Source organism: Streptomyces europaeiscabiei (assembly GCF_001550375.1).
Taxonomy (GTDB): Bacteria; Actinomycetota; Actinomycetes; order Streptomycetales; family Streptomycetaceae; genus Streptomyces; species Streptomyces europaeiscabiei.
Genome location: NZ_LRTR01000134.1, coordinates 1 through 20,913, shown reverse-complemented (window position 1 = coordinate 20,913; position 20,913 = coordinate 1). Strand labels below are relative to the sequence as shown.

The following is a 20,913-nucleotide window of genomic DNA, read 5'->3' as shown; positions in this document are numbered from 1 at the left end:
GGCCGCGGCCTGCGCGGCGGCCGGACCGCCGGTGGACGGAGCGCCCTGGCCGGGCTTGTTCGGCATGGGCTTCTTGTTGCCCTGTGCCACGTCGACCGGAAGCATGACGAGCGCGGTCGTACCGCCCGAGTCGGACGGGCGCAGCTGGATACGGATGCCGTGGCGCTGGGACAGCCGGCCGACCACGAACAGACCCATGCGGCGGGAGACCGACACGTCCACGGTGGGCGGCGAGGCGAGCCGCTCGTTGATCGCCGCGAGGTCCTCGGGGGAGAGGCCGATACCCGTGTCGTGGATCTCGATCAGCACCCGGCCGTCGGGCAGGGCGTGACCGGTGACCTTGACCTTGGTCTGCGGCGAGGAGAAGGAGGTGGCGTTCTCCAGCAGCTCGGCGAGGAGGTGCACGAGGTCGTTGACCACGCGGCCGGCGACCTCGGTCGTCGGCACGGAGGACAGTTCGATGCGCTCGTACTGCTCCACCTCGGAGGCTGCGGCGCGGAGCACGTCGACCAGCGGGACCGGGCGGGTCCAGCGGCGGCCGGGCTCTTCACCGGCGAGAACGAGGAGGTTCTCACCGTTACGGCGCATGCGGGTCGCGAGGTGGTCGAGCTTGAACAGGGAGGACAGCTGGTCCGGGTCGGCCTCGCGCGACTCCAGTTCGGAGATGAGCGAGAGCTGACGCTGGATGAGGCCCTGGGAGCGGCGCGAGAGGTTGGTGAACATCGCGTTGACGTTGCCCCGCAGGAGGGCCTGCTCGGCGGCGAGGCGGACGGCCTCGCGGTGCACGTCGTCGAAGGCCGCGGCCACCTGGCCGATCTCGTCCCGGGAGTGCACACCGACCGACTCGACGGAGGTGTCGACGTCCTGCGGGTCCGACTCCGACAGCTGCTTGACCAGCTCGGGCAGCCGGTCCTGGGCGACCTTGGTCGCGGTGTCCTGCAGTCGGCGCAGCGAGCGGATCATCGACCGGGCCACGACGAACGCGCCGACCAGGGAGACACCGAGGACGAGCAGGATCAGCGCACCGGAGATGATCGCCTCTTGCTCCGCGTCGGCGCGGAGGTTACGGGCGGTCTGTTCCATCTCCTCGAGGAGCGAGCCCTCGATCTTCTTCATCTGCTCGATCTTGGCCGCGGAGTCGTCGGTCCAGTCCTTGTACGAGCGCTTGTCCTGCCCGCCCAGCCCACCCGCGCTGGCGAGGACCCGGTCCGCGTAGACGTCGGAGGCCTCGATGGTGGGGCTCGCGTCGTCGATCGGCCTGGTCTTGACCTCGGCACCGGAGCCGTAGATGTCGCGGAAGGTGCTGCGGTCGGACTCCTCGTTGCCCAGCGCCGCGAACGCGTACAGCCGGTCGTTCTCGGAGAGCTGGCCGGCCTTGTTGTCGGTCTCGGGCAGGGCCGCCGCGATGACCGCGCGCTGCACGGAGGCGTACTCCTTGGCGGAGGAGAAGGCCGCCAGGGCACGGGTCCGCTTGATCATGTCCGGGTTGCTGGTGGCCTCGGCCATGTCCGTGGACAGCTCCAGCAGCTGGTCGACCAGGCGGTGGTAGGCCTCGACCGTCTGCGTGGAGTTCTTGGGGTCCACGTAGGCGTTCTTGCGGATGGTGCTGAGGTTGTAGAGCTCGCGCACGACCCGGACGAGGCTGTCGCGGACACCGGGCAACTTCGTGGTGGTGTTCGCGGTCTCGGCGGCCTGGGTCGCGTCCGTGAACTGGATGCGGGCCTGGTCGGTCTTCTCGCGGGCGCCCTTGACCGTGTAGTCGTTGGCGTTCAGACCGTGCGACAGGGGACCGGCCGACTGGTCACGCTCCTGCTGGAGCGCGGTGGCGAGCTCGGTCGCCTGCTTGGTCATGTCGGTGAGCAGCCGCATGTTGTCGAGCTGCTGGATGTCGTCCACGTTGTCGCCGATGCGCAGGGCACCGAGCGAGGTCGCCGCCACCACGGGGAGCGCGAGCAGCGAGACGAGACGGGTCGAGATGCGCCAGTTGCGCAGGGCTATTCGGGAGCCGTGGCCGACTCCGCCGTTGGTACCGCCCTTGGATTTCCCGGACGGCACGGGAGCAACTGACGCGCCGGGGCGCCCGGAGCGCTCCCCGCCGTCGCCGATCTCCGCCGGACCCGGGTTCTGGGCGTGCTGGGGGGAGGAACCGTTACCGGCTCCGTTGTGTGGCTCCGGCTCCGCCGAAGCGCTGCCATCCCTCTTGAAACGTCCCTGCACTAGCGTCGCAACCTCTGGACCAGGCGCCCCACCGCGTGAACGGCGGGACGGTGTCGGCGTCTTCGGGGGCGCCCTGAATACGTCCCCAATTGGGTGGTCGTGAGTGACCGGCGCTGGCTCCCCCTCCCACCGCCGCCAGGCGCTGTTGATCTGCGCCTCTGCGCGCCGGCACGATCCTGCGGCGGTCCGTGGAATTCCAGCACAGTGCCGGATCTGCAACAAGGCCAATGGGTAACGGTCTGTTCACTGTGACAGCATGTGAGGACTGTGTCACCGGGCGTGGAAGGTGTTTCCGCTTATTACGGACATAACCGTGCGACTTCATGGCGTGAGCTGGGTGTCCCAGTCGCCATGATCAGGAGCGGAATGAGCGCTTCAGGTAACAGATGTCCGTTTCGTGGGGGCGAATTGATGGCCGGGATTGCCCGTTTTACCCACGACTGAGTGAGGAAACTCACACGCCGATCATGCCTTCTTCACGACTTGACCCGGGAATCGCATGTTTAGCCTGACGCTTTACAGGGATGGCGAATCCGACAACCCGCGCTTGTGGGACGGCCCTTGCGGTCCGCCCGGCGCCCGTACATGACGAGGTCCAGGACACCAGTGAAGACGACGACGATGTTCCGCAACATAGCCAACCCCCGGCGTACGACGCTGGCCCACCTCGCCGACGCCGAGGACCTGCGCACGCCGGAGCAGGAGCACTCCGTCGACCTCCCCTCCCAGACCGCCAACCCCCGGCGGACGATCCTGATGACGGTCCCGGTCCAGGCGGCGGAGTAGTTGCACGCTCAAGTACGCGCGGGATCCGTCAACCGCTCAACCCGGTTTCTGTGAAGATTCGGCGGATTCCCGTGCGTGCGAAGCCGAAGGGCGCCCGGCACGTGCCGGGCGCCCTTCGGCGTGCGTGCGTCACCAATAATGCGCGAGGCGGGCACCCCGCCCCGCGTTAGCCTGGACCGTCAGACTCCAGCCAGCTCAGTTAAGGGGCGCAAGCATCCCGTGCGCATCGCCAGGTTCTCCATCGACGGGAACGTAGCCTTCGGCGCGGTCGAGGGCGACAAGCCGGACGAGCTCGTCCTCGACATCATCAAGGGCATTCCGTTCGCGGACTTCGAGCTCTCCGGTACGAAGGTCCCGCTCAGCAAGGTCAGGCTGCTGCCGCCGGTGCTCCCCAACAAGATCGTGGCCTTCGGCCGCAACTACGCCGAACACGCGCGCGAGCTGGGCAACGAGGTACCCGACGCCCCGTTCGCCTTCTTCAAGCCGGCCACCTCGGTGATCGGCTCCGGCGACGAGATCCAGTACCCCTCGTTCTCGCAGGAACTGCACCACGAGGCAGAGCTGGCCGTCGTCATCGGCCGCCTGTGCCGCGAGGTCCCGCGCGAACGCGTCAAGGACGTGGTCTTCGGCTATACCTGCGCCAACGACGTCACCGCCCGTGACGTCCAGAAGCGCGAGAAGCAGTGGGCCAGGGCCAAGGGCTTCGACACCTCCTGCCCGCTGGGCCCCTGGGTGGAGACCGACCTCGACCCGAGCGACCTGACCATCCAGCTCACGGTCAACGGCGGGCAGCGCCAGCTGGGCCGGACGAGCGAGATGATCAACTCCATCGAGGACCTGATCGTCAACATCACCGAGGCCATGACGCTGCTCCCCGGCGACGTGATCCTCACGGGCACCCCGGCAGGGGTCGGCCCCCTCAACGTCGGCGACGAGGTCGCCGTCACCATCGAAGGCATCGGCACTCTCACCAACAAGGTGATCAAGCGTGGCTAACGGCTCCGTCCGCGTACGTTTCTGTCCGTCCCCGACCGGCAACCCCCATGTGGGCCTGGTCCGTACGGCCCTGTTCAACTGGGCGTTCGCCCGCCACACCGGCGGCACGTTCGTCTTCCGCATCGAGGACACCGACGCGGCCCGCGACTCCGAGGAGTCCTACGGGCAGCTCCTGGACTCCCTGCGCTGGCTGGGCTTCACCTGGGACGAGGGCCCCGAGGTGGGCGGCCCGCACGCGCCGTACCGCCAGTCGCAGCGCATGGAGACGTACCAGGAGGTGGCCGAGAAGCTCAAGGACGCCGGGCACGCCTACCACTGCTACTGCACCGCCTCCGAACTGGAGGAGCGCCGTGACGCCGCCCGCGCCGCCGGAAAGCCCTCCGGCTACGACGGCAAGTGCCGCGAGGTCACCCCGGAGCAGAAGGCCCGGTACGAGGCCGAGGGCCGTGAGCCGATCGTCCGCTTCCGGATGCCCGACGAGACGATCACCTTCACGGACCTGGTTCGCGGAGAGCTGACCTTTACCCCGGAGAACGTGCCGGACTACGGCATCGTCCGCGCGAACGGCGCCCCGCTCTACACGCTCGTCAACCCCGTCGACGACGCGCTGATGGAGATCACCCACGTCCTGCGCGGCGAGGACCTGCTCTCCTCCACGCCCCGACAGATCGCCCTCTACAAGGCACTGACCGAGCTGGGCATCGCCAAGGAGATCCCGTCCTTCGGCCACCTGCCGTACGTGATGGGCGAGGGCAACAAGAAGCTCTCCAAGCGCGACCCGGAGTCGAGCCTGAACCTCTACCGGGAGCGCGGTTTCCTCCCCGAGGGCCTGCTCAACTACCTCTCCCTGCTCGGCTGGTCGCTCTCCGCCGACAAGGACATCTTCACGATCGAGGAGATGGTCGCCGCCTTCGACGTCGCGGACGTGAACCCCAACCCGGCCCGCTTCGACCTGAAGAAGGCCGAGGCGATCAACGCCGACCACATCCGCCTGCTGGATGTGAAGGACTTCACCGAGCGCTGCGCCCCGTGGCTGAAGGCCCCGTTCGCCCCCTGGGCGCCGGAGGACTTCGACGAGGCCAAGTGGGAGGCCATCGCCCCCCACGCGCAGACCCGCCTCAAGGTCCTCTCGGAGATCACGGAGAACGTCGACTTCCTGTTCCTGCCGGAGCCGGCGGAGGACGAGGCGAGCTGGGCGAAGGCCATGAAGGAGGGCTCCGACGCGCTGCTCCGTACGGCGAAGGAGAAGCTGGAGGCGGCCGACTGGACCTCGGCCGAGTCCCTGAAGGAGGCCGTCCTGGCCGCCGGCGAGGCCCACGGCCTCAAGCTCGGCAAGGCCCAGGCCCCGGTTCGCGTCGCCGTCACCGGCCGCACAATCGGCCTCCCCCTCTTCGAGTCCCTGGAGATCCTGGGCCGGGAGAAGACCATGGCGAGGATCGACGCGGCCCTGGCCAGGCTGGTCGCGTAACTCTCGTACGGCAGGGGCGGTATCCGGCAGTCCGGGTGCCGCCCCTTCGTCATCCCCCATCCTCCGGACAGGACGGCAGGCCTCGGGCTACCGTCGGATCATGGACATCAAGGCCGTGCTCTGGGACGTCGACGACACCCTTTTCGACTACACCGCGGCCGACCGGGCCGGTATGCGGGACCATCTCGCCGCCGAGGGCCTGCTGCTCGGGTACGACTCCGTCGAAGAGGCTCTGACGCGCTGGCGCGAACTGACGAGCCTGCACTGGAGGCGGTACGCGGCGGGCGAGGGCGACTGGGAGGCCACCCGCCGCGACCGCGTACGGGACTTCCACGGCCGACCCCTCAGCGACACGGAGGCCGACGCCTGGTTCGAGCGCTACATCGCGCACTACGAGCGGGCCTGGTCGCTCTTCCCCGACGTCGTGCCCGTCCTGGACGCGCTCGCCGCCAGCCACCGGCACGCGGTGCTGTCCAACTCCAGCCTCCCCGTCCAGGAACGCAAGCTGCGCGCCCTCGGCGTGTGGGACCGCTTCGAGACGGTGTTGTGCGCCGAGCAGCTGGGCGTCCACAAGCCGGCCGCCGAGGCGTTCCATGTGGCCTGCGAGGCACTGGAGCTGGCGCCGCACGAGGTCGTGTACGTCGGCGACCATCCGGAGATCGACGGCCGGGGCGCCGCCGACGCAGGTCTGCTGTCGGTCTGGATCGACCGAGGCGGTCTCCACGCGATCGTCGACCCGCCCGTCGGGCCGCACCGGATCGCCACCCTCGCCGAACTCCCCGCGATCCTCGGCTCGGATACCCGTTTTGGAGCGCCGTCCACCTTCGGGTAATGTTCTTCCTGCGCCGCCGGAGCGGGCCGAAAGGCCGGGGACCGGAGGTGCACACTAGAACAAGATCCCTTCAGGGGCTTGAGTTCCAGTGGCCTATGGTGTAATTGGCAGCACGACGGTTTCTGGTTCCGTTAGTCTTGGTTCGAGTCCAGGTAGGCCAGCTCGCAGAGCTCATCTGCACAAGCGGAGATCATCTCCGCGAAGCCCCCGTTGTGTAGCGGCCTAGCACGCTGCCCTCTCACGGCAGTAGCGCCGGTTCGAATCCGGTCGGGGGTACTGATCCTTCCCGCGAAGGTGGCCAGGGTAGCTCCCACCACCATCGATGCAGGATCGCTAGGGCCCCCGTTGTGTAGCGGCCTAGCACGCCGCCCTCTCAAGGCGGTAGCGCCGGTTCGAATCCGGTCGGGGGTACGCAAAGGTCTAAACCATATTGGTCTATGGTGTAATTGGCAACACTACGGTTTCTGGTACCGTCATTCTTGGTTCGAGTCCAGGTAGACCAGCTCGGACCTGCGGAAACGCAGGATCGCTAGGGCCCCCGTTGTGTAGCGGCCTAGCACGCCGCCCTCTCAAGGCGGTAGCGCCGGTTCGAATCCGGTCGGGGGTACGTCGAGTGAAGGCCCTCCACTTCGGTGGGGGGCCTTCGTCGTGTGCTCCGGCGCTACTCGATGCCGTACCGCCGCGCCGACTCCTCCTCCTGAGCCAGTCGGTGCAGCGAGCGGAGCACCGGCTCGAACAGCACCGCCGCCGAGACGGCCACCTCCACCTTCTCCGTGTCGGACGCGTAGGTCTCCATGTGGTCCAGGTCCCGGGCGGCCGCCTGATGCATCAACTCGGCGTACGGGGCCATGAGTTCGGCGCCGCACGGATAGCCGAGCCGCAGCAGCGTCGCCACCAGTGCCACCAGGGAACGGTGCGTGGGGGAGAGAGGGCCGATCTCCCTCGCCGAATCCCAGCCCAGTGTCCGCAGCAGGCGGTCCACCTCGGCCGTCGCGGCGACCGTGACCGGGTCGTCCTCGGTCGCGCCGGGGGTCTGCGGCAATGCCCACAGGGCCGCCCCGAGCCGGATCGTACGGCCCAGCGACTCGTCGTCCACGTGCTTCAGCACCTCCCGGGCGTTCGCCACCGGCACCTTGCCCACCTGGATCAACGCCCGCACGAGCCGCAGTCGGCGCAGATGATCCTCGTCGTACTCCGCCGTCGTCGCGTTGATCTGGCGGCCCGGCGCCAACAGCCCTTCGCGCAGGTAGTACTTGATCGTCGCCGTGGACACCCCGCTGCGCTCGCTCAGCTCCGCCAGCCGCATATCTCTTGCGCCTCTCCTTGGGAAGTGTCACTATCCAAGCATGGTTGATCGGATAGTGCCGCTCACCAACAAGGGGGAGTCATGTTCGGAAAGCGGGTTGTCGCCGGTCGCACCACCGCGAGTGCCGAGGGCGACGTGGTGGTCCTGTTGATCGGCATGAGGATCAATCACTTCTGGGCCGTGCATCACTGGGGGCCCGTGCTCGCGGCGATGCCACGGATGCTTCGGGAGCTGCGGAAGGACCCGGACCGGGGGCTGCTGAACGCCGTGCTGCTCACGGCCTCGCCGCGGACGTACTACGTCGTCCAGTACTGGGAGTCCAAGGAGAAGCTGTACGGGTACGCGCACGCGCCCGACGCGTTCCACCGCGTGGCGTGGGCCGCGATGAACCGCAAGGAGCGCAAGGGGAAGTCGCGTCAGCATGTGGGGCTCTGGCACGAGACGTACGTGGTGCCGGAGGGGTCGTACGAGTCGATCTACGCCGACATGCCCGCGTTCGGCCTCGCGGCGGCCACGGGGGTGCTGCCGATCGAGGGACGGGGGAAGTCGGCGAAGGAGCGGTTCGCCCATCGGTCGGGGAAAGGGGTGAGTGCGTGAGCGCCTGGTCGCCGTGAGGGAGCGTGCTCCGGCGGCCGCGGGGCTGATGTCGCCCCACGAGAAAAGGCCTGCCGCGGCGTTGAGGCAGGCCTTCTTCGTGGTCGGACGGGTTTTCCGGGGGTCAGCCCGTGCGGCGCAGGGCCTCCGAGAGGCGGCCCGCGGCGTCGATGACCGCCTGGGCGTGCATGCGGCCGGGGTGGCGGGTGAGGCGCTCGATGGGGCCGGAGACCGAGACGGCGGCCACCACGCGGTTCGACGGGCCGCGCACGGGGGCGGAGACCGAGGCGACGCCCGGCTCGCGCTCACCGATGGACTGGGCCCAGCCCCGGCGCCGTACGCCCGAGAGGGCGGTGGCCGTGAAGCGGGCGCCCTGGAGGCCGCGGTGCAGGCGCTCGGGCTCCTCCCAGGCCATGAGGATCTGGGCCGAGGAACCGGCTTTCATCGTGAGGGTCGAGCCGACCGGGACCGTGTCCCGCAGACCTGAGAGCCGTTCCGCGGCGGCGACACAGATGCGCATGTCGCCCTGCCGGCGATAGAGCTGCGCGCTCTCGCCCGTGATGTCACGGAGATGCGTGAGCACCGGGCCCGCCGTCGCGAGGAGGCGGTCCTCGCCGGCGGCCGCGGCCAGCTCGGCCAGCCGGGGGCCGAGGATGAAACGGCCCTGCATGTCGCGTGCCACCATGCGGTGGTGTTCCAGAGCCACGGCCAGGCGGTGGGCCGTGGGTCGTGCGAGTCCGGTGGCGCCGACCAGACCCGCGAGGGTGGCCGGACCGGACTCCAGAGCGCTCAGGACCAGGGCCGCCTTGTCCAGAACGCCGACGCCGCTACTGTTGTCCATGCAACGATACTCGCGTCTCACTCTGTGAAACGCAAGTTCAATTTCGCGTGGACCTTGCCACTCTGGAAGCAGAACAACGGCTCGCGGACCAACGAGCCCGGCGGCCGGCGCCCATGCGGGGGGTATGTGCGCTCGCCACCTCCGATATCTCTAGTTGGGCCGGCGCTCGGACAAGCCGGCCGGAGGGAAAGCGATGGGTAGGACACTCGCGGAGAAGGTCTGGGACGACCATGTCGTCCGGCGCGCCGAGGGCGAGCCCGACCTCCTCTTCATCGATCTGCACCTGCTGCACGAGGTGACCAGCCCCCAGGCCTTCGACGGTCTCCGCAAGAGCGGGCGGAAGGTTCGCCGGCTCGACCTGACCATCGCGACCGAGGACCACAACACCCCCACCCTCGACATCGACAAGCCCATCGCGGACCCGGTCTCCCGGGTACAGCTGGAGACGCTGCGCGCGAACGCCGCCGAGTTCGGTGTGCGTCTGCACCCGCTGGGCGACGTCGAGCAGGGTGTCGTGCACGTCGTGGGCCCGCAGCTGGGTCTGACCCAGCCCGGTATGACGGTCGTCTGTGGTGACTCCCACACCTCCACGCACGGCGCCTTCGGCGGTCTGGCGTTCGGTATCGGCACCTCCCAGGTGGAGCACGTGCTGGCCACGCAGACGCTGCCGCTGGTCCGTCCCAGGACCATGGCCATCACGGTCGAGGGCGATCTGGCCGACGGCGTCACCGCCAAGGACCTGATCCTGGCGATCATCGCCAGGATCGGCACCGGCGGCGGCCAGGGCTATGTCCTGGAGTACCGGGGCCCGGCCATCGAGAAACTCTCGATGGAAGCCCGCATGACCATCTGCAACATGTCGATCGAGGCCGGCGCCCGCGCGGGCATGATCGCCCCCGACGAGACCACCTTCGAGTACCTCAAGGGTCGTCCGCACGCCCCCGAGGGCGAGGACTGGGACGCGGCCGTCGCGTACTGGAAGACGCTGAGGACGGACGAGGACGCCGAGTTCGACGCCGAGGTGGTCATCGACGGCACCGCCCTGTCGCCCTTCGTCACCTGGGGCACCAACCCCGGCCAGGGCGCGCCGCTTTCGGCGTCGGTCCCCGACCCGGCTTCGTACGAGGACGCTTCGGAGCGCTTCGCCGCCGAAAAGGCCCTGGAGTACATGGGGTTGGAGGCCGGTCAGCCGCTGAAGTCCATCAATGTGGACACCGTCTTCGTAGGTTCGTGCACCAACGGCCGCATCGAGGACCTGCGCGCCGCCGCCGAGCTGATCAAGGGCCGCAAAGTCGCCGACGGCGTACGGATGCTGGTCGTCCCGGGCTCCGCGCGGGTCGGTCTGCAGGCCGTCTCCGAGGGCCTGGACGTCGTCTTCAAGGAGGCCGGCGCCGAGTGGCGGCACGCGGGCTGCTCGATGTGCCTGGGCATGAACCCCGACCAGCTGGCCCCCGGTGAGCGTTCCGCGTCCACCTCCAACCGCAACTTCGAGGGCCGACAGGGCAAGGGCGGACGTACGCACCTGGTCTCGCCGCAGGTCGCCGCCGCGACGGCCGTCCTGGGCCATCTGGCGTCCCCCGCCGACCTGACCGACGCCACCGCCCCCGCGCCCGCTGGAGTCTGAACAGCCATGGAAGCATTCACCACACACACCGGCCGGGCCGTCCCGCTGCGCCGCAGCAACGTCGACACCGACCAGATCATCCCCGCCCACTGGCTCAAGAAGGTGACCAGGGACGGCTTCGAGGACGGACTGTTCGAGGCCTGGCGCAAGGACCCGTCCTTCATCCTCAACCAGCCCGAGCGCAAGGGCGCCACCGTCCTGGTCGCCGGCCCCGACTTCGGCACCGGCTCCTCCCGCGAGCATGCCGTCTGGGCGCTGCAGAACTACGGCTTCAAGGCCGTCATCTCCTCCCGCTTCGCCGACATCTTCCGCGGCAACTCGCTCAAGAACGGCCTGCTCACGGTCGTTCTGGACCAGAAGATCGTGGACGCGCTGCAGGACCTCACCGACAAGGACCCCGAGGCCGAGATCACGGTCGACCTCCAGGCCCGCGAGGTGCGTGCCGAGGGCATCACCGCCTCCTTCGAGCTGGACGAGAACTCCCGCTGGCGGCTGCTGAACGGGCTGGACGACATCTCCATCACCCTCCAGAACGAGGCCGACATCTCCGCCTACGAGGCCAAGCGGCCCTCGCACAAGCCGAGGACGCTGAAGGTCTGATCCAGCGGCGCGAGCGACCCGTCGGGCGGCCCGCGCAAGGCGGATTCCAGCCACCGCGACACCCCCAGGTACCCCCAATCGTGCACGGTTGGGGGTACCTGCATGTCCGGGTCCGGAGACCTTCGAAGTCATGTGCAGAAAGGTTTCAACTCCCCTAGTTACAAAGGTGATTGCTGGGGTACGCGCATCATGGTGTGGCATCGACCGGGGGTGCTCCCAAGGCCTCCGGGAGACGGCAGTTGCCCCCTGCGCAGGCGACAACTCGCCCCAGATGGCACAATCTGTGCATGGAACACGACGGCCAACTCGAGCTCTATACGGCGGTCGCGGGCCAACTCAAGGAAGCGCACTCAAGGGTGCGCGCACTGCAAGTCCCGGAGGGCGTACGCATGGCGCTGACCCGGAAGCTGCTGGTCATTACGGCCGTGGCCAAGCACGATCTCGCCGACGCGGCAAGGCGTCTGGAGGGCTTCACGACGGACCTCGACGAGGGGCGAATGCCCACAGGGGAACGCTGAGAGAACTCCATGGCTGCCGAGTTCGTTGCGGCACAAGGGTGATAAGCCCGTTTCGTGTTTGATTTGCGGTATATATCTGCCTAACGTGCGAAAAAGCTTGAACACTTTCGTTCTGGCGATGTCTCCGAAGGGGAAGACGTGAACAAGGCGCAGCTCGTAGAAGCGATTGCGGACAAGGTCGGCGGGCGTCAGCAGGCCGCCGACGCGGTCGACGCCGTTCTGGACGCCATCGTCCGCGCGGTCGTCGCCGGGGACCGGGTGTCGGTCACCGGCTTCGGTTCCTTCGAGAAGGTCGACCGGCCGGCCCGTTACGCCCGCAACCCGCAGACGGGTGAGCGGGTTCGGGTCAAGAAGACCTCCGTGCCGCGTTTCCGCGCGGGCCAGGGCTTCAAGGACCTGGTGAGCGGCTCGAAGAAGCTTCCCCGTGGTGGCGAGGTCGCGGTCAAGAAGGCGCCCAAGGGCAGCCTGAGCGGTGGGGCTTCGGCGACGGTCAAGAAGGCCGCGGCGAAGAAGACCACGGCGGCGAAGAGGGCGACGACCGCCCGCAAGACCACGGCCGCCGCGAAGAAGACGACGGCCACCGCGAAGAAGGCCACGGCGAAGAAGACGACCGCGAAGAAGGCCACCACCAAGACGGCGGCGGCGAAGAAGACGACCGCCAAGAAGACCACGGCGGCGGCGAAGAAGACCGCGGCGAAGAAGGCGCCGGCCAAGAAGGCCACCGCGAAGAAGGCGCCGGCCAAGAAGTCGACAGCTCGCAAGACGACCGCGAAGAAGGCTGCCACTCGCCAGGCGTAGCACGCCGGGTACTCACACACGCGCCGGGCCGGGCTCCTGTCGAGGAGCCCGGCCCGCGGCGTGTTCCGGAGACTTCTGCTGACTGCTCGCCGTTGCGGCACTTGTGCGCGGGCGGGTGCGGTGTGTGTGGCTGCTTCCGCGGTTCTCGGCGCCCCGACCGGGGCGCGGCCCCGGTCCGGCTCCGCTTCAGAACGTCTGCAGGGTGATCAGGGTGATGCGCAGGCTCTCCGCCCCGCCCTCCGTCTCGATGCGTACCCGCTGGCCCGGGCGGAGGAGGCGCAGGGCGCCCGCGTCGAAGGCGGGGGCGTCGAAGGGGACCGGGGTGCCGTCGTCCAGGAGGACCTGGCCGGTGCGGGTGACGGGGTCGTAGGTGTACGCGGTGGCCTGCATGGCCGCAGCCTACTGGCCGGGGATGAGCAGGCGCGCGGCCGCGGCGGCCGTACGGGGGCCGACGCCGAGGCCGAGGGCGGCGCGGAGGTCGTCGCCGGTGTCGACGTCCTGGCGCACGGAGTCGACGGTGGCGAGAGCGAGTTCCACGGCGCCGGAGCGGCGGTGGCGCAGGCGGGAGTCGGGGCCGAAGGCGGGGGAGAGATCGTGGCCGGGGGTGGCGGCGAGCAGGGTGGTGCCGGTGCCGGCGGCGTCGGGGAGGAAAGAGCGGGGGAATTCGGCGGCCGCGTTCAGGACGCGGGTCAATTCCTCGGAGCGCAGAGCGGGCAGATCGGCGTTCAGGGCCGCCACGGGGCTTTGCGGTCGTGCATCGCGTACGACGGCTGTTCCGTGCCGCAGAGCGGCGTTCAGGCCGTCCCGGGATCCGCCGCGGGGGTCCTCCGGGACGGTGCGGGCGCCCAGGGCCGCCAGTTCGCGGGCGGCGAGGGGGTCGTCCGTGACCACCACCACACCGCGGACCGCCGTGGCGGCCAGGGCCGCGGCCACGGTGTCCTGGGCGAAGGCGAGGGCCAGGCCGGGGCGCACCGCGTCGGCGGCGGTGTCCGAGAGCCTGCTCTTGGCCCGCTCCAGGGGCTTCACGGGTACGACCAGGGTCCACTGCACGGGCGTTCCGTCCCTCTCTTGTCGCCGCCATTGTCACCTGGGCGCAATGGACGGCCACAGGGCGGGGCGTACGGTGTTCTCGACAGACCGGCAGCCCGGGGCGACACTTGTGCGGCTCCGGGCCCCCGGAACAGGCCCTGGGAAGTCCTAGAGGAAGGTGTCCGCGTGCCCCGCCGGAGAATCGGCTTCTGGTACCGCCTCGCCGCGGTGATCGCCAAACCGCCCCTGGTGGTGCTGATCAAGCGGGACTGGCGTGGAATGGAGAACATTCCGGCCGAGGGTGGATTTATCACTGCCGTGAACCACAATTCGCATGTCGATCCCTTTGCGTACGCCCATTATCAGTACAACAGCGGCCGGGTTCCGCGATTTCTCGCGAAGAGCGGTCTCTTCGGCAAGGGATTCATCGGCGCCATCATGCGGGGCACCGGGCAGATTCCCGTCTATCGCGAGAGCACCGACGCGCTGAGTGCCTTCCGGGCCGCGATCGACGCCGTGGAGCGCGGCGAGTGCGTCGCCTTCTACCCCGAGGGCACCCTCACCCGCGACCCGGACGGCTGGCCCATGACCGGCAAGACCGGTGCCGCGCGGGTCGCCCTGCAGACCAGGTGCCCGGTGATCCCGGTCGCGCAGTGGGGCGCCAACGAACTGCTTCCCCCGTACGCCAAGAAGCCCAGCCTGCTGCCGCGCAAGACCCACCACGTGCTCGCGGGCCCGCCCGTGGACCTCACGCGCTTCTACGGCCAGGAGATGAGCCCGGACCTGCTGAAGGACGCGACGGAGGTCATCATGGCCGCCGTCACCCACCAGCTGGAGGAGATCCGCGGCGAGAAGGCGCCCGAGACGCCGTACGACCCGAAGCGGGAGCGGACCGAGCAGCGGCGCAGGACCGCCCGGGCGGTCGAGCGCCGGCGGCCCGAGCAGCACAATGGAGCACTGCGGGGACAGCAACGTCAGGAAGAGGGGCAGGGCAAGTGAGCAAGCCGGTCAAGGCGGCAGTGTTCGGCACCGGTTCGTGGGGCACGGCCTTCGGCATGGTGCTCGCCGACGCGGGATGCGAGACCGTTCTGTGGGGGCGGCGCCCGGATCTCGCCGACGCGGTCAACTCCACCCGCACCAACCCGGACTACCTGCCCGGAGTGCAGCTCCCGGAGAACCTGCGGGCCACCGCCGACGCCGCCGAGGCCGCCGCCGACGCCGACTTCACGGTCCTCGCCGTCCCCTCCCAGACGTTGCGCGCCAACCTCGCCGACTGGACCGGGCTGCTGGCCCCCGACACCGTCCTCGTCTCGCTGATGAAAGGCGTCGAACTCGGTTCCGCCATGCGGATGAGCGAGGTGATCGAGGACGTCGCGAAGGTCGGGCAGGACCGTATCGCCGTCGTCACCGGGCCCAACCTGGCGCGGGAGATCGCCTCCCGGATGCCGGCCGCCTCCGTGGTCGCCTGCACCGACGAGGGCGTCGCCCAGCGGCTCCAGGCCGCCTGCCACACTCCGTACTTCCGCCCGTACACCAACACCGACGTCGTCGGCTGCGAGCTGGGCGGCGCTGTGAAGAACGTGATCGGTCTCGCCGTCGGCATCGCGGACGGCATGGGCCTCGGCGACAACGCCAAGGGGTCGCTCATCACCCGCGGTCTCGCCGAGACGACCCGCCTCGGCCTCGCGATGGGCGCCGACCCGCTCACCTTCGCCGGACTCGCGGGCCTCGGCGACCTGGTGGCGACCTGCTCCTCGCCGCTCTCCCGCAACCACACCTTCGGCACCAACCTCGGCAAGGGCATGACCCTCCAGGAGACCATCGCGGTCACCAGGCAGACCGCCGAGGGCGTCAAGTCCTGTGAGTCCGTACTGGACTTGGGGCGCCGGCACGGCGTCGACATGCCCATCACGGAGACGGTCGTCGACATCGTCCACGACGGCAAGCCGCCGGTCGTCGCCCTCAAGGAGATGATGTCGCGCAGCGCCAAGCCTGAGCGACGCTGAGCGAAAGCGACAGTATGGGCACTGACTGGCGCACTACCAACGGGTACTCTCAACGCGATATGAGCAGCGAGAACCTTCCCCAGAGCCCTGAGCAGCCGTCCCGCAAGCCGCGCGTGGCCGTCGTCTTCGGCGGCCGCAGCTCGGAACACGGGATCTCCGTGGTCACTGCCGGTGCCGTCCTGCGGGCCATCGACCGGACGAAGTACGACGTCCTGCCGATCGGCATCTCCCGGGAAGGCCGCTGGTTCCTCACCGCCGACGAACCGGACCGCATGGCGATCACCGACCGCCGCACGCCGAGCGTCGAGGAACTCGCCGAATCACGGGAGGGCGGCGTGGTGCTCCCCGTCGACCCCGCCAACCGCGAAGTCGTCTACAGCGAGCCCGGATCGGTACCGAAGGCGCTCGGCGAGGTCGACGTCGTCTTCCCCGTCCTGCACGGCCCGTACGGCGAGGACGGCACCCTCCAGGGCATGCTGGAGCTCTCCGGTGTCCCGTACGTCGGCTCGGGCGTCCTCGCCTCGGCCGTCGGCCAGGACAAGGAGTACATGAAGCGGGTGTTCACCTCCTTCGGGCTCAAGGTCGGCCCGTACGTGGTGATCCGGCCGCGCGAGTGGCAGCTCGACGAGGCCGCCGCCCGCAAGAAGATCATCGACCTCGCGGGTGAGCACGGCTGGCCCCTCTTCGTGAAGCCCGCCCGCGCGGGCTCCTCCATCGGCATCACCAAGGTCGACGACCTCGCCGGTCTCGACGAGGCGATCACCGAGGCCCAGCGCCACGACCCGAAGATCCTCGTCGAGGCGGCCCTGCGCGGCCGTGAGATCGAGTGCGGTGTCCTGGAGTTCGAGGACGGCCCCCGGGCCTCCGTCCCCGCCGAGATCCCGCCGCCCGAGGCCCACGCGTACTACGACTTCGAGGCCAAGTACATCGACTCGACGCCCGGCCTCGTCCCGGCCCCGCTGACGCCGCAGGAGACCGCCGAGGTCCAGCGGCTCGCCGTCGACGCCTTCGACGCGGCGTCCTGCGAGGGCCTGGTCCGCGCGGACTTCTTCCTCACGGAGGACGGCGAGTTCGTGATCAACGAGATCAACACGCTGCCCGGCTTCACCCCGATCTCGATGTACCCGGCGATGTGGAAGGCGAGCGGGATCGAGTACCCGGAGCTGGTGGACCGCCTGGTCCAGGCCGCCCTGCACCGCTCGACGGGCCTGCGCTGAGACGAGCCCCTGACGGGCCGAAGGCCCAGAAGGGCGCGGGGACCTGCGCGACCGGCCACACACCGGTCCGTAGTCTCCCGACGGCCTCCTGAGGCATCCCCTCAGGAGGCAACCCCCTCGGGAACCGCCTTCTTGATGGCAGGAGCGAGCCCCACCAGGATCGGTGAGGTGTCCTCCCCGGCCCGATCCGCCGACACCGTCACCTCCACATACGCGGAGCGATTCGCCGTGGTGAAGCGGTACGACCCGTCGTCCCGCCTCTCCATCAGCCAGTCCACCCCGTCGACGGCCCCGGCCACGGCATCGGCGTCACGCCCCTCGGCCACCGAGGGGTCGATCATCTTGGGCGGCTGGGGCACACCACAGCGCAGTATGATCACCGCGTCACCCCAGCCCGCCGTCAGCTCGGAGGCCGGCTGGGGATCCTGGCGGCTGAGACCGTCCACCTCGCGCGGCAACACCTCGTCCAGGTTCCGGCACAGTCTCACGGCGGCGGCCCCAGCGCTGGGAACCGCCGCCGAGCCGCCGTCGTCTGCTGAGGAGCAGCCCGCGACGGCGATCAACGACACGGCCAGGACGGGCAGCCCGAGGCGAGCGGAGCGCCGGTGACGGAACGAGTTCACCGGCCAAGGGTAGACGGGGGCTACAGATGCACGACCGGGCAGGTCAGGGTGCGGGTGATCCCGTCCACTTGCTGGACCTTCGCGACCACCAGCCGACCGAGGTCGTCGACGGTGTCGGCCTGGGCGCGCACGATGACGTCGTAGGGACCCGTCACGTCCTCGGCCTGGACGACTCCAGGGATCTTGCTGATCGCGTCGGCGACGGTCGACGCCTTGCCGACCTCGGTCTGGATCAGGATGTACGCCTGTACCACGGAACCTCCAGGGCGGCCACGAGGATCATGTGGGGAAAAGGAACGCCACGGTATCGCGTCGCCACGCGTCGCGGGGAGACCCGTGGAGGCCGCGCCGCGCACACCGGGGTGCGGGGACGACGGAAGTTGACGGTCCACTCGACCGTACCGAGGACGACAACGGCCCGCGACCGGGCACGAGTGACACTGGAAGCGGCACGAGAAGGGGCGATACGACGATGAAGGGCACCGTGGGAGAGCTGGGGGAGTTCGGGCTCATCAGGGAGTTGACCTCCCGGCTCACCACCACCCCGGCGGTCCGGGTCGGGCCCGGCGACGACGCCGCCGTGGTGGCGGCGCCGGACCGCAGGGTCGTGGCGAGCACCGACCTGCTCCTCGAGGGACGGCACTTCCGGCGCGACTGGTCCACGGCGTACGACGTCGGACGCAAGGCGGCCGCGCAGAACCTCGCGGACATCGCCGCCATGGGCGCCGTGCCCACCGCGCTGCTCCTCGGCCTGGTCGCGCCCGCCGAACTCCCGGTGACCTGGGCCACGGAGCTGATGGACGGCCTGCGCGACGAGTGCCAGGTCGCCGGTGCGGCCGTGGTGGGCGGTGACGTCGTCCGCGGCGACACCATCATGATCTCGATCACCGCCCTCGGCGACCTGCGCAACCACGAGCCCGTGATCAGGGGCGGCGCCCAGCCCGGCGACGTCGTGGCCGTCACCGGCTGGCTCGGCTGGTCCGCCGCCGGGCACGCGGTGCTCTCCCGCGGCTTCCGCTCGCCCCGCGCCTTCGTGGAGGCCCACCGGCGCCCCGAGCCGCCGTACCACGCGGGCCCCGCCGCCGCCTCCCTGGGCGCGACCGCGATGTGTGACGTGAGCGACGGGCTGATCGCGGACCTGGGGCACATCGCCGAGGCGAGCAAGTGCCGGATCGACATCCGCTCCGGCGCGATCGACATCCCCTCCCAGATGCACGACATCGGGCAGGCCGTCGGCGTCGACCCCCTCCAGTGGGTGCTCACCGGCGGCGAGGACCACGCGATCGTGGCGACCTTCCCGGCGGACGTGAAGCTGCCCGCGCGGTGGAAGGTCATCGGCGAGGTCCTCAACCCCTCGGCGCTGCCCCAGGTGACCGTGGACGGGGCGCCCTGGACCAGCAAGGGCGGCTGGGACCACTTCGCGGACATCGAGTCATGAGCGCGTCCGGGGCCGCGGACCCGACGGGTGCCCCGGTGAGGGTGCTCACCGTGGCCGGGTCCGACTCGGGCGGCGGAGCGGGGATCCAGGCCGACCTGAAGACGATGCTCGCGCTCGGTATGCACGGCATGAGCGTCGTCACGGCCGTCACCGCGCAGAACTCCCTGGGCGTGCAGGGTGCTTGGGAACTGCCCGTCGAGGCCGTACGCGCCCAGTACCGCAGTGTCGTCGACGACATCGGCGTCCAGGCGGTCAAGACCGGCATGCTCGCCTCCGCCGAACTCGTCGAGGCGGTCGCCGAGTTGCTGGCCGCCACGGACGCACCCGTCGTCGTCGACCCGGTCGGTGTCTCCAAGCACGGCGACCCGCTCCTCGCCGCCTCCGCGCTGGACTCCGTACGGACGCGGCTGCTGCCGGTGGCGACCGTGGCGACCCCCAACCTCGACGAGGTGGCCCAACTCACCGGCATGCGGGTCCGGTCGGAGGCCGGGATGCGCGAGGCGGCCGAGGCCCTGCTGACGTACGGGCCCCGATGGGCGCTGATCAAGGGCGGGCACCTCTCGGGAGACGCCGTCGACCTGCTGACCGACGGTTCCGACGAGCACTGGCTGCGGGCCCCCAGGTACGACAACCGGCACACGCACGGCACGGGCTGCACCCTCGCCTCCGCGATCGCCTCGCACCTCGCGTTGGGACGGACCGTGCCGGAGGCCGTGGTGGCGGCCAAGGAGTACGTCACCGGGGCGATCGCCGCCGGGTTCGCGCTCGGTCGGGGGATCGGCCCCGTGGCGCACGGGTGGGCCCTCACGCGGGGGACGCCGGCAGCTTGATGTCCGTGGCCGACTTCTCGGTGAGCCGGTCGGCATGGATCCGCGCGATCGCGTCGCGGTACAGGTGGTCGGACCCAGGACGTCCGGGACGGCACGCACCTGCGGTCCGAGTGCGGGGCCGCCGTGGTCCAGCGCGAGGTGATGGAGGCGGGCGAGCATGGCAAAAAGCCGGCCCACCTTACGGTGGACCGGCTCTGAGCAGCGAACCAGCAGTGGCCGCGCGCTGGCTGAGCGTCAGCGCGAGACCTTGCCGGCCTTGATGCACGAGGTGCAGGCGTTCACGCGCTTCGGCGTCCCACTGACCACGGTACGCACGCGCTGGATGTTCGGGTTCCAGCGACGGGACGTACGGCGGTGCGAGTGCGAGATGTTGTTGCCGAAGCCCGGCCCCTTGCCGCAGACGTCGCAGTTGGCAGCCACGGGTCACTCCAAAGACTTCAGATGCACTTACGGTTGATCCCGGCATGCCGGGATCACGATCCCATTGACTGGGATCTGAGTGGCGTTGCCAGGGGGATGGCCCGATTCGGATTGTCGATCCGTATCGGACAACCGGAGCAGCATACAACGACTGCGTCCGTGCAACGAAACTACCATGGCTGGTCCGGGCCTCGTCCCGGCCCTCTTACCGGCGGTCACCACCTCGGGTCTACGCTGCGTGCGACGTGTGGCGTCCCCTCTGGTCCCACGTCCAGCAGCCACGCAGCTCAAGGAGGCGCAGGTGCCGCAGGTGCCGCAGACATTCTTCGATGCTCTCGCGGTACGCACCTGGTGCGGACTCGCGCTGGCGGCGCTGGGACGCGCGCGTGAGGAGATCGACGCCATCAACGTGTACCCGGTGGCCGACGGCGACACCGGCACGAACCTGTACCTGACGATGGAGTCGGCCGCGGCGGCCGTGGAGGCGGTGTTCGCGGGCCACGAGGCCGCAGGCCCCGCGGCCGGTGCGGGCAAGCCCACGCTCGCCGAGGCGGCGCGGGCCATGGCGCACGGGGCCCTGATCGGGGCCCGGGGGAACTCCGGGACGATCCTCGCCCAGCTTCTCCGGGGCATGGCCCAGGTCCTCTCCGGTGACGGTGAGGCGGCCCACACCGACGGCCGGGGCCTGCGGCTCGCCCTCCGGCACGCCGCCGACTCCGCCCGTGACGCCGTCGCCCACCCCGTCGAGGGCACCGTCCTCACGGTCGCCT

Annotated in this window: 23 protein-coding genes and 5 tRNA genes; 20 read left to right on the top strand and 8 right to left on the bottom strand. The window is 69.7% G+C overall.

Going from position 1 to position 20,913, the window contains the following annotated elements:
• A partial coding sequence (locus AWZ10_RS06365) for a sensor histidine kinase (RefSeq protein WP_159058220.1) occupies positions 1–2,217 on the bottom strand: 2,217 nt, incomplete at its 3' end.
• Positions 2,218–2,823: 606 nt separating this feature from the next.
• Between AWZ10_RS06365 and AWZ10_RS06360 the strand changes: the two genes are divergently transcribed.
• From AWZ10_RS06360 to AWZ10_RS06320, 9 genes are all read left to right on the top strand, one after another.
• Entirely contained in the window at positions 2,824–3,003 is a 180-nt protein-coding gene (locus AWZ10_RS06360; protein ID WP_046706413.1) for a hypothetical protein, read from the top strand.
• Positions 3,004–3,222: 219 nt separating this feature from the next.
• A complete protein-coding gene (locus AWZ10_RS06355; protein WP_037695907.1) occupies positions 3,223–3,999 on the top strand; it encodes a fumarylacetoacetate hydrolase family protein in 777 nt (258 codons plus the stop codon).
• Positions 3,992–5,467, top strand: coding sequence for a glutamate--tRNA ligase (gene gltX / locus AWZ10_RS06350; RefSeq protein WP_078935483.1), 1,476 nt, complete (start codon positions 3,992–3,994; stop codon positions 5,465–5,467). The genes AWZ10_RS06355 and gltX overlap by 8 nt, the downstream gene beginning before the upstream one ends.
• 100 nt (positions 5,468–5,567) lie before the next feature.
• On the top strand, positions 5,568–6,299 hold the full coding sequence (locus AWZ10_RS06345) for an HAD family hydrolase (RefSeq protein ID WP_046706416.1): 732 nt from the start codon (positions 5,568–5,570) through the stop codon (positions 6,297–6,299).
• An 89-nt stretch (positions 6,300–6,388) separates the two neighbouring features.
• A tRNA-Gln gene (locus AWZ10_RS06340) sits at positions 6,389–6,460 on the top strand.
• A gap of 42 nt (positions 6,461–6,502) precedes the next feature.
• Positions 6,503–6,575: transfer RNA gene (locus AWZ10_RS06335), tRNA-Glu, on the top strand.
• Positions 6,576–6,637: 62 nt separating this feature from the next.
• Positions 6,638–6,710 (top strand) — tRNA-Glu (locus AWZ10_RS06330).
• Between the two features lie 20 nt (positions 6,711–6,730).
• Positions 6,731–6,802 (top strand) — tRNA-Gln (locus AWZ10_RS06325).
• A 31-nt stretch (positions 6,803–6,833) separates the two neighbouring features.
• Positions 6,834–6,906 (top strand) — tRNA-Glu (locus AWZ10_RS06320).
• A gap of 54 nt (positions 6,907–6,960) precedes the next feature.
• Here the strand turns inward: AWZ10_RS06320 and AWZ10_RS06315 are convergent.
• The gene (locus tag AWZ10_RS06315) at positions 6,961–7,605 is read right to left on the bottom strand and encodes a MerR family transcriptional regulator (protein WP_046706417.1); all 645 of its coding nucleotides are present in this window, start codon (positions 7,603–7,605) and stop codon (positions 6,961–6,963) included.
• 81 nt (positions 7,606–7,686) lie between these two features.
• Between AWZ10_RS06315 and AWZ10_RS06310 the strand changes: the two genes are divergently transcribed.
• Positions 7,687–8,202, top strand: a complete 516-nt coding sequence (locus AWZ10_RS06310) for a DUF4188 domain-containing protein (protein ID WP_046706418.1) — start codon at positions 7,687–7,689, stop codon at positions 8,200–8,202.
• Between the two features lie 121 nt (positions 8,203–8,323).
• On the opposite strand, the gene ndgR is transcribed toward AWZ10_RS06310, so the two are convergent.
• Positions 8,324–9,040: an IclR family transcriptional regulator NdgR gene (gene ndgR / locus AWZ10_RS06305; RefSeq protein WP_003993203.1), complete on the bottom strand. Its 717-nt coding sequence runs from the start codon at positions 9,038–9,040 to the stop codon at positions 8,324–8,326.
• Between the two features lie 193 nt (positions 9,041–9,233).
• On the opposite strand from ndgR, the gene leuC reads away from it, so the two are divergent.
• From leuC to AWZ10_RS06285, 4 genes are all read left to right on the top strand, one after another.
• On the top strand, positions 9,234–10,664 hold the full coding sequence (gene leuC, locus AWZ10_RS06300; protein ID WP_046706419.1) for a 3-isopropylmalate dehydratase large subunit: 1,431 nt from the start codon (positions 9,234–9,236) through the stop codon (positions 10,662–10,664).
• Between the two features lie 6 nt (positions 10,665–10,670).
• Complete coding sequence (gene leuD, locus AWZ10_RS06295) at positions 10,671–11,264, top strand: 3-isopropylmalate dehydratase small subunit (RefSeq protein ID WP_046706420.1); 594 nt, start codon at positions 10,671–10,673, stop codon at positions 11,262–11,264.
• Between the two features lie 287 nt (positions 11,265–11,551).
• Entirely contained in the window at positions 11,552–11,782 is a 231-nt protein-coding gene (locus tag AWZ10_RS06290; RefSeq protein ID WP_046706421.1) for an SCO5555 family protein, read from the top strand.
• 138 nt (positions 11,783–11,920) lie between these two features.
• Positions 11,921–12,580 carry an HU family DNA-binding protein gene (locus AWZ10_RS06285; protein WP_046706422.1) on the top strand — a complete coding sequence of 220 codons (660 nt, stop codon included), beginning with the start codon at positions 11,921–11,923 and terminating at the stop codon, positions 12,578–12,580.
• Between the two features lie 186 nt (positions 12,581–12,766).
• On the opposite strand, the gene AWZ10_RS06280 is transcribed toward AWZ10_RS06285, so the two are convergent.
• Together AWZ10_RS06280 and cofC are read right to left on the bottom strand one after the other, a co-directional pair.
• On the bottom strand, positions 12,767–12,970 hold the full coding sequence (locus tag AWZ10_RS06280) for a hypothetical protein (protein WP_046706423.1): 204 nt from the start codon (positions 12,968–12,970) through the stop codon (positions 12,767–12,769).
• A gap of 9 nt (positions 12,971–12,979) precedes the next feature.
• Entirely contained in the window at positions 12,980–13,630 is a 651-nt protein-coding gene (gene cofC / locus AWZ10_RS06275; RefSeq protein WP_046706424.1) for a 2-phospho-L-lactate guanylyltransferase, read from the bottom strand.
• Between the two features lie 165 nt (positions 13,631–13,795).
• Here cofC and AWZ10_RS06270 point away from each other — a divergent pair, with 165 nt between their 5' ends.
• From AWZ10_RS06270 to AWZ10_RS06260, 3 genes are read left to right on the top strand one after another with little or no spacing between them, the layout of a single operon-like run.
• Complete coding sequence (locus AWZ10_RS06270) at positions 13,796–14,608, top strand: lysophospholipid acyltransferase family protein (protein WP_046706425.1); 813 nt, start codon at positions 13,796–13,798, stop codon at positions 14,606–14,608.
• Positions 14,605–15,615 carry an NAD(P)H-dependent glycerol-3-phosphate dehydrogenase gene (locus AWZ10_RS06265; protein WP_046706426.1) on the top strand — a complete coding sequence of 337 codons (1,011 nt, stop codon included), beginning with the start codon at positions 14,605–14,607 and terminating at the stop codon, positions 15,613–15,615. The genes AWZ10_RS06270 and AWZ10_RS06265 overlap by 4 nt, the downstream gene beginning before the upstream one ends.
• A 59-nt stretch (positions 15,616–15,674) precedes the next feature.
• On the top strand, positions 15,675–16,832 hold the full coding sequence (locus tag AWZ10_RS06260; RefSeq protein ID WP_046706427.1) for a D-alanine--D-alanine ligase family protein: 1,158 nt from the start codon (positions 15,675–15,677) through the stop codon (positions 16,830–16,832).
• A 101-nt stretch (positions 16,833–16,933) separates the two neighbouring features.
• Here AWZ10_RS06260 and AWZ10_RS06255 read toward each other — a convergent pair whose 3' ends face one another.
• Entirely contained in the window at positions 16,934–17,455 is a 522-nt protein-coding gene (locus tag AWZ10_RS06255; protein ID WP_046706428.1) for a DUF3515 domain-containing protein, read from the bottom strand.
• Positions 17,456–17,475: 20 nt separating this feature from the next.
• Positions 17,476–17,709: an Lrp/AsnC family transcriptional regulator gene (locus AWZ10_RS06250; RefSeq protein ID WP_037695943.1), complete on the bottom strand. Its 234-nt coding sequence runs from the start codon at positions 17,707–17,709 to the stop codon at positions 17,476–17,478.
• Positions 17,710–17,927: 218 nt separating this feature from the next.
• Here AWZ10_RS06250 and AWZ10_RS06245 point away from each other — a divergent pair, with 218 nt between their 5' ends.
• Together AWZ10_RS06245 and thiD are read left to right on the top strand one after the other, a co-directional pair.
• The gene (locus AWZ10_RS06245) at positions 17,928–18,893 is read left to right on the top strand and encodes a thiamine-phosphate kinase (protein ID WP_046706429.1); all 966 of its coding nucleotides are present in this window, start codon (positions 17,928–17,930) and stop codon (positions 18,891–18,893) included.
• Positions 18,890–19,723 (top strand): bifunctional hydroxymethylpyrimidine kinase/phosphomethylpyrimidine kinase, encoded by an 834-nt coding sequence (gene thiD, locus AWZ10_RS06240; RefSeq protein ID WP_060890627.1) that lies wholly within the window; start codon positions 18,890–18,892, stop codon positions 19,721–19,723. Before AWZ10_RS06245 ends, thiD begins: the two co-directional genes overlap by 4 nt.
• A 234-nt stretch (positions 19,724–19,957) precedes the next feature.
• On the opposite strand, the gene rpmB is transcribed toward thiD, so the two are convergent.
• Positions 19,958–20,143 carry a 50S ribosomal protein L28 gene (rpmB, locus tag AWZ10_RS06235; protein WP_003973430.1) on the bottom strand — a complete coding sequence of 62 codons (186 nt, stop codon included), beginning with the start codon at positions 20,141–20,143 and terminating at the stop codon, positions 19,958–19,960.
• A gap of 301 nt (positions 20,144–20,444) precedes the next feature.
• On the opposite strand from rpmB, the gene AWZ10_RS06230 reads away from it, so the two are divergent.
• On the top strand, positions 20,445–20,913 hold a 469-nt coding region (locus AWZ10_RS06230), incomplete at its 3' end, for a DAK2 domain-containing protein (protein ID WP_159058219.1).